A 15,967-nucleotide genomic window follows, 5' to 3' on the forward strand; every position below is an offset into this window, starting at 1 on the left:
TTTTATTGTTCATTCTTTGTTGTTGATTGAATCGTTACTTTCTCTTCGATGCCCATTGGGATCACGTTAATCCATGTTTTTCCGGGAACTAGTTTTGCTTCCTTTCCACCTACAAATGGTAGCATTAGTCCATCGACATTTTTCCATTCAATTTCTTTTGCTACACCATTTTGGATTAAGTATCCTTTTCCGCCCGATTCACGGTCAATGTCTCGGCGTAATGCCTTATCAATGACCTCATGATGTGTTTCATAGATTAAAACATTAGAGTAATGAAGCTGTTCTTCCGTGTTTAAGTCGGTAGATGGCTGACCATCCGCATAACGTGCATACGTATTCGTCGCCTCGTCGTACTCATATGAAACACTTAAGTTACTGAAATAATCGATTCTGATGTCTGTTGCTGGCGAACCATCAACTTCGCTCAGTTCATCTTCTCCATAAAAGCCAAGCCAATCATGAGCTTTTTCTGTCTCTATATTATTTCGTTTCGCTACTTCATAAGCATTTTCCAATAACGCATAAGAGTTATGAGGCGCTCTTCGGAAGGATTCCCGTTTGAACAAAAATCCGTCGTTGTCATAATACGCTCCATTCAAATTATCCACCCAACCGGCACGTAAGTCTTCCTCAATAAAGTTTGCTGCACCGTGATAGATGTACAATGCTTCATGCGCTTTAGCTGTCTCAATATAATATGAACGAGCACTTCTTACAGGTCCAACCGCTTCCGGTATTTGGCTCTGATAGACTGCTAGAAAGCGAGTAATTGGTCCTTCAGCTAAAAATTCATACACAATGTCTGCGTGAATCAATCCTGTTTGCGGCCTTGCTTTAGAGTGGTTATTGATCATGACCGCCAACGCCCGATTCGTCACTTCTTGATCAGCATCTTCTCCAGTTAATGGATAAGTGAATTGAGGTTTTGTTTCAACATCCTCTTTCTCATTTTCTGTAGATTCTTCATCCGTTTGATTTTGTTCCGTTTCAGTAGGTTCCTCACTCGTTTCTTCGTCGTCACTACAAGCGGAGCTGACTACCAAAATTATTAATAAGGTAAAAATAACGTAGTACTTTCTCATCGTTTCCCCACTACCTTTATTTGAAATTTACATTAACGCATAATCGATGGGAACAAGATTTCTTTTTTCATGACATCGACAATTCCTGATGGTGTAATTCGGATATAAGGCAAATGCGTCGAAGATAAAAATAACAATGTATAGACAGGATCGCCAAATGTATAACCGAACTCTTGTAGAAGTTTTTTCAATTCTCTCTCTTTTTCAATAACGTCTTCCATCTTTAAGTTTGCCATAACACCTTGTAACCGTAAAGGTAGTTCAAAAATGATTTCACCTTTATGCGCCAGAACAATTCCTCCGCCAAGTTCCTTCATTCGCTGGAACGCAAGCTGGATATCGCTTTTTTTCTTACCGAGCAAAATGACATCGCCTGTATTGGAATAAGAACTCGCGAGACCACCAAGTGAATCAGTAAATCCTTTTATATAAGTGGATGTTAGCCATTTTCCTTCCTTATCCATCAAAAGAACATACGCTTCGTTATTTGAACGGGACAGTAAATTCTTATTTGATTCTGTTTTGACGGCATAAGGCTTCAACAATACATCACTGATCATTTCCATACCAAACGGCATTGAAATATGTAAGTCGTCTGCATTAGGCTCCCAATCCAACTTCAATGGATTGAAATCGTAAGCTGGCCAATCAACTGGTTTCATATAGTCGTTCGCTGCTTCGCCATTGCGGACAATCCACTTACCCTTAGCCATAACAGAAGTAGGTAATGGGTTTTCTTTTGAAGAAAGGAAATTAATGTGCGCTGTCCGTCCAGGTGCAATGCTACCAAGACGATGATCTAAATTGAAATATTTTGCTGCATTAATTGAAGCCATAGCATACGCTTCTTCTACGGGAACCCCTTCTTTAATCGCTATTTCAATACACCGTTCGATCATTCCTTCTTCCTCATAAAAAGAAGGAGTTGCTCCGTCGGTTGTGAAGAGCATGTAATCCCATACTTTCACATCATAATCCATAAGCTCCTTCAGTATATTTCTTAAGTCCGGACGAATTGAGGAATGTCGAATCGCTGCATAATAGCCCAACTGCAAGCGCAAATATAATTCTTTTGCAGAAATAGATTCATGATCACCATCTGCTCCTAGCAGTTTCATTTTTGATAACGTCCGAATGGAAGCTCCTGGGAAATGTCCTTCAACCGACTTGCGAAGCCGCTTCGTTTCCTGCATCCAGTAAAGGGATAAGTCATCCTCTTTTAAAATTTCAGGCCAATTGGTTAGTTCGCCCCCTTGAATGACGGCTTCATGATTGAGCCAATCCAACACTTCTTCACTATCTAAAAACTCTTCTTCTTCACGGAGAGCAGATTGTGAATCGAAACGAGCCCACCAAAAAAGAGAGGCCGGTGTATCTTGTAAACTGTCAATAAAAGAAAACGCTTTCTTTTTCTTCAATAATAAAAGAAGCATTAAGTTGTCATTAACGAGTGTTGTCGTTCCTTTTTTCAGCGCATACTCCGCTAAGGAATGGGGATTATATAACTGAAACGGATGTGAATGAGGCTCAACATAACCAGGAACGAGGTATTCTCCGGAGCAATCGACTATTTCTGTATTTCTCATTTTCCTCGGCATGTCTTCGCCGACAAACACGATGCGATCCTCATAGATCCATATATTTGCTGTTTGCCACTTTTTTAAATAAACATTTAAGAAAGTCGCATCTTTTAAAACGATCGTTGGCGAGATTTTTCCGTCAATAACAGCAACATGTTCTCTTAGCTGCTTGTTTCGCCAGCGATATAAATGTTCTTGCATGTTCAGTCCTCCATTTATCTCTGTATAGTCTACATTTTAATGCATTAAACCTGTAAAGGGAAGGGAAAAGTTATGAGAAAACAAAATATCGGAACGGTCAGTGCGTTTGTAAGAACGAGTATGGGAGTATGGGATTATGTGGTTTAGCAGTAGGAGTGGCAAGGCTTTCTCGTCATTCTGTAACAACAAGGAACCTTCTATTAATCAAATTATCAGCTCTAGTAGCTGCTGAAGGTTTGACAAAATATTGTCCGACGAAGGAGTTATTCATCCCACAACGGCATTCATCTAAATGATTGAGAGATTTAAGGTTATCAAAAGATCTCAACAAATGAAAGGTTCAAAAGGGATTCATTCTCTTTTGAACCTCGTTATTTTTCTACCGCTTCAAAGACAATCTCTTGGCTGATTGGTACACGTTCGCCGTTTTTCTTCTCTTCAAACACGGGTTTTTCCATCCGTCTTATAGGTCGATATCCGTCTTTGGCTATTTGGTCTAAACACGAATCGATTGAGTCAAAATCACTCACTCTGTACTTTTTCTTCTTCACGTTGCAATCGACTCCCTTTTACTTTCTTCACCCAAAAGCCGCCATGAATCTGACGTGGTTCATAAGCGATGATAAACGCTTTAGGGTCAATTTCCTTTATCGCTTCGTACAACATTAATTCATAGCGTCGTGGAGTTAACACTTGTAAAGCCAAACGATCTCCATCCATTCCATACGCATACCAACTCGTCACACCATAACCTTTTGCACGAAGCTTGCGAGTAAATGGAATATCTGGATTAGAGGAAATAACGTTAACCGTAATATACCCAATCGCCAGCTTTTCTTCAATTTTCATTCCAACAATAACACCAATCCCAAATCCGAGTGCATAAGCAATCACGTTTTGGATTTCACCTAGGTTGTCCAATACTAATCCTAAGCCTACTACATACACCGTTATTTCAAAAATACCAATGCTAGCTGCAATATATTTTTTCCCTTTTAATGTAAAAATCATCCGTCCGGTCAATAAAGAAACGTATACAATATTAACCACTAGGATAATTGTTACCATGACAAGGCTAGATTCAAGCAACGCCAAGTCTCCTCTCAAATGAATATAATTTTATGTTCAGTCTTCCCTTAAATTTACTGGGTAATCACTATTAACTATATGAGTGGTCAGCTTAATTTACCCAACCAATTCTTATGTATTTTAATACCAATTTAACGCCTAGGTCAACTGTCGACAGCTAGATGAGATCATCTCTTAATTTATTGCACACCAAGTCCATTCCTCAATAATCACAAAGCCCCTACTGGCTATTCCTTACATAGCCAGTAGGGGCTTTGGATTCATAAATTAATTACGTTAAAAAGATAAAATACAAGAAGAATATTACACCTAACACATACATCAATGGGTGAATTTCTTTATATCGACCTTTGACAAGCATCGTAATCGGATAGAAAATAAACCCAATCGCAATACCTGTTGCAATACTATTTGTCAATGGCATCATGAGGACCGTCAAGAACGCTGGTACAGCGATCTCAAATTTGTCCCATTCGATCTCTTTTAAATTGGATACCATTAAAACTCCGACGATAATTAATGCTGGCGCTGTCACTTCTGTCGTCACCACACTGAGTAATGGTGAGAAAAATAAAGCGAGCAAGAACAATCCCGCTGTTACGACAGATGCAAAGCCAGTACGACCACCTGCGCCAACACCTGTTGTCGACTCAACGAATGAAGTCGTCGTGGAAGTACCTAAAATCGCTCCACTGACAGTTGCTGCAGAATCAGAGAATAGAGCTTTACCCGCACGTGGCAGCTTTCCGTTCTTCATCAAACCACCTTGGGTCGCAACCGCCACCAACGTTCCTGCTGTATCAAAGAAATCAACGAACAAGAAAGTCAAAATGACAACTAACATATCCATTGTGAAAATTTCACCAAAATGAGTGAGTGCTGCACCAAACGTCGGTGCTAAGCTTGGTACACTACCAACAACATCATTGACACCAGTTGGCACATTAATCAAACCGACTATCATTCCAGCAATCGCTGTAATGATCATTCCGTAAAAAACGCCACCTTTGAAGTTCGCCGCTAGTAAAATAACGGTGACAAACACACCAAAGATTGTTAGTAAGATACTAGGATTAGTCAAATCACCTAATGCGACCAATGTCGCCTCGTCTGCTTGGATAATCCCAACATTTTTCAAACCGATAAATGCGATAAACAAACCAATTCCTGCACCCACAGCGAGCTTTAAGTTATTTGGAATAGCATCGATGACTTTCTCGCGAATCCCAGTTAACGTTAATACAATAAAAATAAGACCTGATGCGAGTACGCCTGCTAAAGCCGTTTCCCAAGGAATTCCCATCCCTAAAACAACACTATATGAGAAGAATGCGTTCAATCCCATACCTGGTGCTAAAGCGATTGGGTATTTCGCAAGTAACCCCATAATCAGTGTACCAATTGCAGCAGCTAATGCCGTTGCCACAAATACAGCCTCCGGGTCCATCCCTTCGACTCCCTCAACGTCACTCAAGCTAAGGATCGCTGGGTTAACGAATAAGATATAGGCCATCGCCAAAAATGTTGTCAGGCCTGCGACGGACTCTGTCCGGTAATTTGTCCCAAATTCCTCAAAACGAAAATAATTTTTCAACGCAATTTCCCCCTCGATCACTTGAAACACTACGGATATCCGAGCTAAAGAATAGCAAAAGCACCCTTGGTATAACCAAGAGTGCTACGAGGAAGATTGCAAACATACCATAAGCTTGGTTAGATAATAACAAACCATTTTGCTTTGGCTATTAACAATCACTCGTAGTCAGACCATTTACGGTAGTCTGGTAGAAACTCTTGGGCCATATTCCCAATATTATACGAAGTGTTCAAGTTTAATTTTATAATACATCTCTACTTTACAAACTTCCGCACGATTCGTCAAGAGGGAAATTCACGTATATTTTCTCATTTACATCAACTTCAATAATATTTTTCGACCTAAAGCCGAATATACAGCGCATAACTTTCTTATTTAGCTAGCAAATTACGAACAATTTGAGACCATAGCCGATTAATTTCCTCCCGGTCACTTTCCAAATTCTCCTCCCGGTAAACAGCTCGCTCATAATAATTGGTTAACTCGGACATATCTGTGTTACCAATCAACCGGTCGACTTTTTTCGAAAATTCTCGTAATGTTTGACCACTTTCCACCGCATATCCTTCTTTTTCTAATAGCTTTACTAAAAATTGATAAGCATCCGTGAATGATTTTTGGTCATAATTATTTTGTAGTTTGTTTTTCTTCCAATAAGACATAAGGCGGAGGCGATAGCGCGTCAACAACCAAATGAGTGACGCAACAAGCGCAATGATGATGCCCCATTTCACTAACGTATAACCAGAAACATTAGATGTTGATTCAACATTTACGGCATCACTCTCTTCTTCTGGCTGCTGTGCTTCAGGACCTTCATCTAATTCCGGCTCCGGAAGTTCCTGCTCCTCTTGCTCGGTTGGTTCATTCATTTCCTCTAAATCTTCCGGTGACTCTTCTGACATAAAATCAGTTTGATTGGAAAATCCGACGGTCGGCTCAAAGGGTACCCAACCGACATCAGGGAAAAACACCTCCACCCACGAGTGAGCGTTATTATTTTGGACTTCATACGTCGTTAAATCTCCACCATTTGTTAGGTCTGTTTGTTGGGTCATTTCTCCGCCTGTAAAACCTTTCACCCATCTAGCTGGTATTCCGGCTGAACGAAGCATCGCAACCATTGATGTCGAATAATGATCGCAGTAACCTCTTTGTGTCTCAAATAAAAATTGATCGACAAAATCCTGATCTTCATCAGGAACAGGGACATCCTTTGTTTCATAAATATATCCATTTCGAGAAAAATACTGTTCGACTGCTTTCACTTGATCGTATCGGTTTTCTTTACCTGCAATGATTTCCTCTGTTAATTCATATACACGATCTGGCAAAGTCTCCGGCAACTGTAAGTATGGTTCAGGTACAGTAGGCATCGTGGGAGACACGGCTTGCATCTGTTTAAGAGGGAATTTTGGTTGTTCCACATGCAAATTATACGGCTCCGCTGGCAGGTCATCTGGACTCTTGACCTCCCCAGTCACCGGATTGTATTCGACCTGTAAATTTCTAAAAGATGCCGTTCCATAACGATAAGGTAGTTTATTTAAATTTCCTGGTTCGACCAACTGAATACTCGATTGACCTGGTTCTCTTGTTACCGTTGTCGGATACGCTTCCAATGCGAGCTTTTCCCCAGGAAACCCAGTAGCAAATTCACCTTCAACTGTTCGCTTCCAACCCTTACCGGTGTATTGATCCTTTGTTTCGACTTTCCAATATTGGCTAGATTCAGCAGATGCATAAAACACGGTCGTATCATCGGCAATAAACCCGCCGCCTAACTGTTCGTCATTTTCTCCATATCCAATCCGCTGTACCTTATTTTGAAAGCCAACACCACTGAAACCTTGTTCTGCCGTACCTTGTAAAAACGGAACGGGGTCTGGCCATTGAGGACTAAACTTCGGTGCTGCATACCCAATTGATGTCCCGACGATGATAACGATGAGTAAAGGTGTTAACCATTTCATAAGTATGCGAAACGACTGAATCTTTAATTTTTCCGCTTCAGCCAACTTAAATAAATGACTGATGCCTAGCACACCGACGCCAATTGCAAACGTACGGATGATCGACCAGACAGCACTATATTCTGTAAAGGTGTCCAAAACCGTTAAATAAACAAACGTAAATACGATAAAAGATAAGGGCCTTTTCACGATGGCGAACCAATAATAAAGTAGATAACTCAACATCCACAATAAAATCAAAAACAGAAATGTTCGAAACGGCGCCGTAAACTCCATCCAACTTCGGTTAGAAAGCATTTCGAAATTTATGCGTAAATCACCGAGAAATTGCTGCATCCATGCTCCGGACAGAAAACGGGCATCAAAAAACAAAACATCCATGACGACGAGCAGACCTAGCAATTTCAGTGGTGAACGAACCCATGCTGGCATAGCGATTGCCGTCAATAAATAACAGTACGCGACAAACAGATAAAACACGTAAACGTAACCTGTGTCGGTAACGATTTCAAGTGGTATAATCCATTCAAATAATAAAAACATACTGCCGATATATAATAATATACTCACCCACGGATGGGTCGGATTTCCGTTCAAACGCATTACGCGTTCACCTCGATTATCTCACTCGTCAAATGATTCTCAGAGAGCCACTGGAAACCAACAGGACTCTGCTCCAAACGATTGATGATAGCATGCTCTTGATCTGTCAGTTGCTTTTTTCCAGCAATAAAAATAAACAGTACGTCTCGAGCTTGCTGACTCAAACGCAAGACTGACTCTCCAATTTGTTCATTCAATTCCGCCGATACAATGAGCAGATTGCGATCAGCCACACGTAACGATGCTTCCTTGATCAACTGCTCCTCAAATGAGCTCGATTGCAACGGTTGAATTGTTGATAATAAGTGTATTAGTTGTTCATCAGACCGCCTTCGATTCGACAACATCAATTCTTCTCGTAGAGCACCTGCATGGATAAATTGAACATTTCCATACAAATTTAACGACTGTCGGGCCAACGACTGAGACAACTCAATAGCCGCTTCAAATGCGAGCCAACGATTCGGATCCGCTACAGCTCCATTTAACAAAACCGTTACGTCCTTATTTTTTTCTTGCTCAAACTCTTTTGTAACAAGTCGCTGCTTTTTAGCGGTTGTTTTCCAATCCACCCATGAAAAACGGTCGCCAGGAGCATAATCTCGCACACCAGAAACGACATTCGTATGCCTCACCTGAGGTAGAAACGCCGATTGCCTTCCTTCATCAAACGCTGACATTCCACTGGATAGCTTTGTCGTTCGATTCCACGCCCGCACAGTAATATCATTTTGAACTTCTATTACTTTTCTCTTTTTAATAATCCCTAAAAAATCACCTGTAACAATTTTCACCGCACTAAATTCATGTTTGCCACGTGGTACATGATCAAGTAAATAATGATAAGTTAATCTCCGCTTAAACCACGGAAAAATAATCGTTTTTTTCGCTTCCCGGTTCATTAACACTTTCGGTTTGCTTAAAAATTGATACTTTTTCGCACGGGTATCTTTCCAATTTAGACTCTCTGGCAATGAGTCTTCGATAATTAAATAAAAGACCGGCAATGGCAAAAAACGCTTTAACGTCACTTCTACTTGAATGTCTTGTCCTGCTTCTCCATAACTCGAATAAAATTGACGTTCGGCTTTAAACAAACTTAATGGATAAAACGTTAAAAATAACGAATAAAGAAACACAGGGAGAAAGCCAAAAAATAAAAACCAACTGACAAATCCCCCTTGAAACATCGCGTACGCAAAGAGAATACCGGCAAGAGACAATACAAGAATGAAACGAAAAAATGTACGTATAGAAGCAATCATTTTAACCACGTTCCATCGGAATTCGGGTTTTATTTGTGATTTCTTCTAAAATCGAAACAACCGTCCGTCCTTCAAATCTAGCTTCTGAGCTGACAAGCAAACGATGACTTAACACATCATGCAATAGCCATTTCACATCATCCGGCACGACATAATCCCGCCCCTGGATAAATGCATAACTTTTTGAAGCACGCATTAAAGCGATGGAAGCACGCGGACTCGCCCCAAGTTCGAGCATCGGATGTTCCCTCGTTTGATGAACCAATTTCACAATGTACTCCTTGATGCTATTGCTAACATGAACTTGTTGTACTTGCTGCTGCAATTCAATGACTTCTTCTTGTGTCATAACCGCTTGAATTTGGTCGACAGGATGAACGGAAGTCGTGCGTCCGAGCATATCGATCTCTTCTTGCTCAGTCGGGTAGCCGAGTCTTAATTTAATTAAAAATCGATCTAACTGAGCTTCTGGCAAAGAGTACGTCCCTTCATATTCGATTGGGTTTTGAGTTGCCATGACAAAAAACGGTTGCTTCAATGCCATTGTTTGGCCATCAACCGTTATATTCCGCTCTTCCATACTTTCCAACAAAGCCGACTGAGTTTTCGGTGACGTACGGTTAATTTCATCCGCTAAAACAATGTTTCCAAAAATCGGTCCTGGCAAAAATTCAAACGTCATTTCTTTTTGATTATATACGGAAGCCCCAGTCACATCAGAAGGCAATAAATCCGGCGTAAATTGGATTCGTTTAAAATTCAAGTCCAATGATTTGGCTAATGCCCTGACAAGCATCGTTTTCCCGACTCCCGGTACATCCTCCAACAACACATGTCCACCAGCAAGTAAAGCAACAACCGTTAATTCAATCGTATCCCGCTTCCCAACAATAACTTTTTCCATATTCGTCAACAGCTCTTCGATTTTCGAATGCTGTGTCATAATCGATCGCTCCATCCCCGGTTCTCCTCCTTCAATTCTCCCAATAACAAATCTACCTTCAGCATTAGCGTTATTCACATAATATATACGCTTAAACTACTAATCTATTAGATGAATGCATAAGTCATTTAATAGAATAACTAAGTCTACCTAGTATTCAATATAACTACACTCCATTTTACCAATAATTCCGACATTTTACCCTATAGATTGCGCGATTAGTTTTTTTGTTATCAAAAAATGGCCGATTAAATCAGCGCATTCTCTTAAATTTTACCAGAAACGAGACTGACTAGGAAATAACATAGAACGTTTTCTGCGTTTAGTACATCAGAAAATGAGGTAAACAATTATAAACAAGTAATATGAGGTGATTTGATGAGTAAAGATCAGAAACCTACAGATAGAAAACGTGATTCAGTACATGATGAAAAGCGAACACCATTAGATGGAATGAAAGAGCAACAACACACGGATGATATACCAATGGAAGATTTAAAGATTGATGAATTGAAAGATCGAGACGGAGCAGGCTACCAAAAAACATCACAGTCAGAGAGGAAATGGGAAGAAAAAGATAATAAAAAACATGATGACATCGATTAGATTACTACTGGCTCATATAATTGAGTCAGTTTTTTATGTCTAAGATAACCATTTTAATACAGTTAAATGAAGGAATTTACTGAAATTAGTCGAATATTATACAGTAATTTAAACGTCTAGTGAGGAGGAAAGTAGATGTCTGCATTTTATTATTTACAGAACCCCGACCATAAAGGTATTTTTACTGTACATACTGAAGATTGTAGAATCATCTTGCCTGTTCATGGTAGGACTTATATTGGCACTTTTGAAAACTGTCAAGAAGCAATCAAAAGTGTAACACTCCTTTTTCCCTATCGTATATTTAATGGTTGTGTAGAATGTTGTCCGGAGTGTCATTATTGGTAAGTGGAATGACTGGAATTTCTGACGTCTTTTCTCAGTCCATTGATTAAGGAACATATATTCTTCTTTTAATTTAAGGCCATATTTTTTCAAATTGGTTACATAAGTTATCGTGTGAGGCGCATATATGAACTTCGTGGCACATATTTAACTTAAAAGAGTTCCAATAAAGTCGGAATTTTTGTCAATTACGGCTCGATTATTAAATGTAGTAAGAATTTTTATGGAATGGAATGAGTATGTGTTATTTATCTGTGCGATGATTGTGTAGGTTATCCCCGGGATCGAAGCAGGCAGTGTGCCAGATTCGTAGTGTTGATAGCTGTTTTGATCTTATAGAACTCTTTTTTTCAATCGAAAAATATCTTCATCATGATCGATCATTTTCTCTTGGATATATTCTACTTTTTCAGTTAGTCGATCAATTTTATCCGTGACAACCCCATGGTTTTTGTCCACCTTTTCTTCTAAACGTTCCATATGTTGTTCAAGATTGTCCATGCGCTGTTCAAGACTATCCATGCGTTGTTCAAGATTGTCCATACGCTGTTCAAGCTTGACCAAGCGTAGATTAATTCTTTCTTCAACACCATCAACTTTGTCAGACAACTCATGAATCGCTTGAATAATCATATTAAATTCACTTTTTTCCATTGTAGTTCCTCCTTTGATTTGATAATAAATCTATTATACTAAGATTTTGTCGGAAAAGGAAGTGAGTTTAAATAGGACATTCTTAGAGATATAGTTAGTTCTAATGACTCAATTTCTTCGACCATTTCATTTAACCTCTCTACGATTAGGTATAGTACATTAGATTATTTACAAAAATAAATATGAAGGGCTTCTCAATAGTTTTATATTAACGAGAAGCCTTTTTAATTTTTATGGTTGGTTATCTCGCGTACCTTATTAAACACAAGATACTACTTAACTCTTTTAACATCATTAAAAAGCAGCTCTAAATCATCTGCGTTCATTCCATTGTATTTCTTAACGATAATACCCTTAGGATTGATTAAATAAAAATTAACTCCGTGAGATTTTAGTCCAACTGCCCCTTTCGCTAAGTTAGCTTTAAAAGTTTCCTGAGATAAGTCTTGAATCGTCTCAAAATCATACCCTGTTAAAAAACTCCATGAGTCAAAATTAGCATCATAATGGCTAGCATATTCTTTTAGAACTTCAGGTGTATCATTTGACGGATCAACACTGAAAGAAACAATTTGCGGATGTAATCCTTCCTTGGCCAATTTATTTTGTAAATCCGCCATCCGTTCTGTTGTAATCGGACATACGGCTTCACAATGTGTATACATAAAATTCGCTATCCACCAATCATCTTTTAAATCCGCAAAACTTAGCGTGTCGTTATCTTGTGTGGTAAATTGAAAATCTGTCATCGGTTCTGACATATTGGTTTCGATTTCTGCTTCATTTCCGCAAGACACTAAAAAAACAAGGAATAAAAGGAATAATAACTTTACTTTTCCCACGTCATATTCTCCTTTATTAAATAAGGCTTTCAATATCATCTAGAACAAATCCAGTCATTGTAAAACCAAAAATTTAACAGGTTGTTCTCTGATGTAAGACATTTTCGTTTTAAAATAATAAGTAACCTGATAATTGGTGAATAGTCATTACCAGGTTACTTATAAAAAAACAAATATCTATTATTAAAAGAACATCTTTTCGCAATTTCAATTATTAGGTATTTGCTTTAGCATCTTCTGCATCGATTAATTGGCCCCCACCGTTAGTTAAAAACTGCTCAATTCCTTCAGCAGCACGATAAGCCATTGCTCCAACTGTTCCCGTCGGATTTGCGGAACTGAAATGTGGAAATGCAGACGCACCCACTACAAATAAATTATCTACATCCCACATTTGTGAGTAGTTATTTACTGCGGAGGTTTCAGGCGATTTCCCCATAATAGCGCCTCCACTACTATGTTGGAATATAAAACTTCCACTAATATGATCAATGTCTTCACTTGGTTCGATAATGTCTGCTCCCATTTCTTTCATTACGTCTTCGCATACATCTCTTCCAAACTTAAGCAAGTTATGTTCTTGATCTTTAAAATCAAATGTGACGCGTAATAATGGATCACCCGAGCTGTCGGTATAATTAGGATCAAGATCTAGATAGTTATTTCTATAAGGCATAACAGCGAACATAAAATTAACATTTAATACACGATTCGCATAAAATAGCGATTTTTCTTTGAATTCTCTCCCCCAACTAGGCGTCCCTTTTGGTACAGGGTTATGTGAAATCGCGCCACTACCCCCTTGGGTAATTCGAGCGACACCACCATGAATAAAATCAACATCCGAATGGTCAAAGTTATCAGCAGCAAGATCGTAAAAAATAGCACCTAATCCCCCTGCGCCCATGTATAAATTGAACTTTTTTTCATTAAAGAATCCAGTAACATGACTCGCGCCATCAGCCACATGGTGATCGCAGAAGTTTTTACCAATGACTCCCTCACCAGTCTCAGGATTATAAGGTTTTCCTATTTCTGAAAGTAATAACAAACGAACATTATTAAATGTATAGCTTGTCATAACGACGACATCAGCGGGTTGTTCAAATTCTTCCCCTGTACGCGTGTCTGTATATAAAACTCCTTTAGCTTTACCATCTTCATATAATATACGCGTTACGTTGGCATTTGTACGAAGCTCAAAATTATTTGTCTTTTGTGCAGTCGGGATAACCGTAATAATAGGATCTGATTTAGCACCGAATTGACATCCATGGCTATAACAAAAAGCACAGTATTGGCAAGCATTAATTCTTTGACCATCAGGATTTTCATACGATTCTGATAGAGTAGCTGAAGCCAACGTAAGTGGATGATAACCTAAATTTTTGGCCGCTTTCTTGAACATTTTTGTTACAGGAACGTCTTTCATTGGGGGAGTTGGATATGGATTTGACCGTTGTGGGCCGAACGGGTCCTCTTCACCAGAAATTCCTGCCATTTTTTCAAATTTATCGTAATAAGGTTCTATTTCATCATAAGTAATTCCCCAATCTTGAATGGTCATTCCTTCAGGTATTTTATCTTTCCCGTATCTCTCAACAGTCTTACTATAAATTTCATAATCATAAGGGAAATAACGGTGATATTGCGCAGCCCAGTGACTGCCACCGCCTCCTGTATCTTTTCCAATTCTTAGATTACCATTATCACGAATTGGTAAAGCATCTGTATCTAAATCATTACGGAAAGTAAGCGTAGCATCAGACAGGTCATTCATCATTTCATTTCTAGGATTGTATTTTAATTCATCTTTTATCTGATTATAATCATCTAGCGACGTCTCCACGCCTCTTTCTAAGCCTAATACTTGAAATCCTGCTTTAGCAAGTTCAGCAGCAATGATACCGCCTGTCCAACCAACACCTACGGTAACAACTTCTACTTTATCTAGTTTTTTTGCCATCGTAATATCTCCTTTTCGAACTATTTATTATAGTCACTTAGGCTAATAGGATCCATCTTAATAAAATCTTCTTCTTCAATTTCGTTGATATAGGCACTTTGGGCTCCAGGAAATTCTTTCATGCGCCATCCATCCATATTTCTGTTTCCACCATACAAGGGATCTGCATAAGCACCTTCAAGTGTAGCTTGTCTAAGTAAACCGAAAAATCTAGTCGAACTGACATTTTTTAAATCAACTTCACCATTTTCAAACATCATTAGAACTTCATTTTGTTGTTCCTCTTCTAACTCTGGAAAAGATGCCTTAAACTTTTTATTGCTCACCTTATTTATTTCACGAATACCTTGAATGAAAATCTCTCCCCTATTCAAAGGCGATTGAAAACCTTGCGTTTCTTCTCCTTCTTTAAACGGTCCCCTCATATAATCATCAGCATTCTTTCCCCAAGGGCCAGCTAATTGTTTATCAATGAAGTACGGAACTCCTAATAGAATTGCACCCGGACCATTCTCATCCTCAGGAAAAATTCGCTCAGTCGCCCAACTTAAAACATTGAAATCTTCTCGGCGATTAAAAAAGATTCTTGCTTCACTAAAGTCAGGAGAAGTCTTTGTTTCTGTAGCAGTATCAGAGTCGTCCCACCAATTATGGCCAATCACGCCTCCAAGGAAGCCAGCACCAACTACGCCTCCTGTAAAAACTCCTGCGTTTTTTAAAAATTTACGTCGACCACTATCTTCTTCTTGGTCAGCGTCAACGTTTTTATTTTTGTCTTTATCATCCACCACAACCAAACACCTCATCTCATTTTAGTATTTAATCTATCTAATATTTGGATTTAATATACCTTAACATAGTCTATTTTTTATTTTAAATATTTTGTATTTTGTTATTAATTGCAATAAACATGACATAATCAAGACGAAACGGAGTGCGACCGAATTCTTTTAGATTACAGTAATTTAGTTCCACTTCTCTGTACCAAGACAATTTACCTTTTAAAGTGGCGAATAAGTATACTTTTCCGAATTGCTCTATCAATCTTTATGGATTATTAAATTGTCCTTTGCTCTATTGCTTTATTTACCTCTCCTTTCGTTGTGTAAGATCAAAAGTAATAAAAACTATAATATTGATTGTAAGAACAAACCTCCTTTATTTCATTTTTCTAAAAAGGGTGATTGTCCAAACAATTACCTTATTCCGTTCTGTTTAAAC

At 38.7% G+C, this 15,967-nt stretch carries 13 protein-coding genes and 1 riboswitch; of the genes, 1 reads left to right on the forward strand and 12 read right to left on the reverse strand.

Features of this window, described 5'->3' with window-relative positions:
* Positions 1-2: 2 nt before the first annotated feature.
* The 8 genes from KC820_RS07830 to KC820_RS07865 all read right to left on the reverse strand — a co-directional run bounded on the left by KC820_RS07830 (position 3) and on the right by KC820_RS07865 (position 10,348).
* Entirely contained in the window at positions 3-1,082 is a 1,080-nt protein-coding gene (locus KC820_RS07830) for a DUF3048 domain-containing protein (RefSeq protein ID WP_212370060.1), read from the reverse strand.
* 32 nt (positions 1,083-1,114) lie between these two features.
* Positions 1,115-2,863, reverse strand: a complete 1,749-nt coding sequence (locus KC820_RS07835) for an adenine deaminase C-terminal domain-containing protein (RefSeq protein WP_212370063.1) — start codon at positions 2,861-2,863, stop codon at positions 1,115-1,117.
* A gap of 371 nt (positions 2,864-3,234) precedes the next feature.
* Entirely contained in the window at positions 3,235-3,414 is a 180-nt protein-coding gene (locus tag KC820_RS07840; RefSeq protein WP_336511032.1) for an NETI motif-containing protein, read from the reverse strand.
* Positions 3,386-3,952, reverse strand: coding sequence for a DUF2179 domain-containing protein (locus tag KC820_RS07845; protein WP_144089000.1), 567 nt, complete (start codon positions 3,950-3,952; stop codon positions 3,386-3,388). Before KC820_RS07845 ends, KC820_RS07840 begins: the two co-directional genes overlap by 29 nt.
* 271 nt (positions 3,953-4,223) lie before the next feature.
* A complete protein-coding gene (locus KC820_RS07850) occupies positions 4,224-5,546 on the reverse strand; it encodes an NCS2 family permease (protein ID WP_144088999.1) in 1,323 nt (440 codons plus the stop codon).
* Positions 5,547-5,691: 145 nt separating this feature from the next.
* A riboswitch (purine riboswitch) is annotated at positions 5,692-5,794 on the reverse strand.
* Between the two features lie 126 nt (positions 5,795-5,920).
* Positions 5,921-8,125, reverse strand: a complete 2,205-nt coding sequence (locus KC820_RS07855; RefSeq protein ID WP_212370066.1) for a transglutaminase TgpA family protein — start codon at positions 8,123-8,125, stop codon at positions 5,921-5,923.
* Positions 8,125-9,390 (reverse strand): DUF58 domain-containing protein, encoded by a 1,266-nt coding sequence (locus tag KC820_RS07860; protein WP_212370069.1) that lies wholly within the window; start codon positions 9,388-9,390, stop codon positions 8,125-8,127. The genes KC820_RS07855 and KC820_RS07860 overlap by 1 nt, the downstream gene beginning before the upstream one ends.
* A 1-nt stretch (position 9,391) precedes the next feature.
* Positions 9,392-10,348, reverse strand: a complete 957-nt coding sequence (locus KC820_RS07865) for an AAA family ATPase (RefSeq protein WP_236782573.1) — start codon at positions 10,346-10,348, stop codon at positions 9,392-9,394.
* A 363-nt stretch (positions 10,349-10,711) separates the two neighbouring features.
* Between KC820_RS07865 and KC820_RS07870 the strand changes: the two genes are divergently transcribed.
* Positions 10,712-10,939, forward strand: coding sequence for a hypothetical protein (locus KC820_RS07870; RefSeq protein WP_212370072.1), 228 nt, complete (start codon positions 10,712-10,714; stop codon positions 10,937-10,939).
* Positions 10,940-11,617: 678 nt separating this feature from the next.
* Here KC820_RS07870 and KC820_RS07875 read toward each other — a convergent pair.
* The 4 genes from KC820_RS07875 to KC820_RS07890 form a co-directional block, all read right to left on the reverse strand.
* On the reverse strand, positions 11,618-11,938 hold the full coding sequence (locus KC820_RS07875; protein WP_212370075.1) for a coiled-coil domain-containing protein: 321 nt from the start codon (positions 11,936-11,938) through the stop codon (positions 11,618-11,620).
* 272 nt (positions 11,939-12,210) lie between these two features.
* Entirely contained in the window at positions 12,211-12,780 is a 570-nt protein-coding gene (locus KC820_RS07880; protein ID WP_212370077.1) for an SCO family protein, read from the reverse strand.
* Positions 12,781-12,994: 214 nt separating this feature from the next.
* Positions 12,995-14,746: a GMC family oxidoreductase gene (locus tag KC820_RS07885; protein WP_212370079.1), complete on the reverse strand. Its 1,752-nt coding sequence runs from the start codon at positions 14,744-14,746 to the stop codon at positions 12,995-12,997.
* Positions 14,747-14,766: 20 nt separating this feature from the next.
* Positions 14,767-15,534 (reverse strand): gluconate 2-dehydrogenase subunit 3 family protein, encoded by a 768-nt coding sequence (locus tag KC820_RS07890; RefSeq protein WP_336511034.1) that lies wholly within the window; start codon positions 15,532-15,534, stop codon positions 14,767-14,769.
* Between the last annotated feature and the right edge of the window lie 433 nt (positions 15,535-15,967).

The sequence above is a fragment of the Allobacillus saliphilus genome, from assembly GCF_018138385.1.
In the GTDB taxonomy this organism is placed as follows: Bacteria; Bacillota; Bacilli; order Bacillales; family Alkalibacillaceae; genus Allobacillus; species Allobacillus saliphilus.